Annotated in this window: 2 protein-coding genes; one reads left to right on the forward strand and one right to left on the reverse strand. The window is 37.5% G+C overall.

The window, feature by feature from the left end; all coding sequences use genetic code 11:
* Window positions 1-147: 147 nt before the first annotated feature.
* Window positions 148-354 (forward strand): hypothetical protein, encoded by a 207-nt coding sequence (locus tag OGY07_RS01880; protein ID WP_001749967.1) that lies wholly within the window; start codon window positions 148-150, stop codon window positions 352-354.
* 10 nt (window positions 355-364) lie between these two features.
* On the opposite strand, the gene OGY07_RS01885 is transcribed toward OGY07_RS01880, so the two are convergent.
* Window positions 365-429 (reverse strand): IS1 family transposase (locus tag OGY07_RS01885; RefSeq protein ID WP_071603212.1); only part of this gene is annotated, 65 nt, incomplete at its 5' end.

The raw sequence follows: 429 nt of genomic DNA on the forward strand, positions 1-429 counted from the left end.
CCTTTGAATGGGTTCATGTGCAGCTCCATCAGCAAAAGGGGATGATAAGTTTATCACCACCGACTATTTGCAACAGTGCCACACTAGAAACGAGCACCATTGTTAAAGATGCCGGTAAAGAAAATCGATACCATGAGAGTTAATTAAATGAAGTCAGTAACTATAGAAGCAAAAACATTTGCTGAAATGTTAGGAATAACAGAAGGTGAGTTAATCTTTGCCATTAAGAAAACTGGCACATTCAAAAACAAGACCATCCCACAACCTCATGAGCCACATAAATCAAATAATAGATTTTTATATTCAGACGTAATGAGGTTTATAGAATCACTAAAAGACAAAGAGAACCGGTAATGACTCCAACTTACTGATAGTGTTTTATGTTCAGATAATGCCCGATGACCTTGTCATGCAGCTCCACCGATTTTG

The organism is Citrobacter sp. Cs237 (genome assembly GCF_030332325.1).
Classification (GTDB): domain Bacteria; phylum Pseudomonadota; class Gammaproteobacteria; order Enterobacterales; family Enterobacteriaceae; genus Citrobacter_A; species Citrobacter_A sedlakii.

Excerpts from the sequence above, each read along its gene's own strand:
- OGY07_RS01880 (WP_001749967.1), top strand. The coding sequence starts at position 148 with ATGAAGTCAGTAACTATAGAAGCAAAAACATTTGCTGAAATGTTAGGA.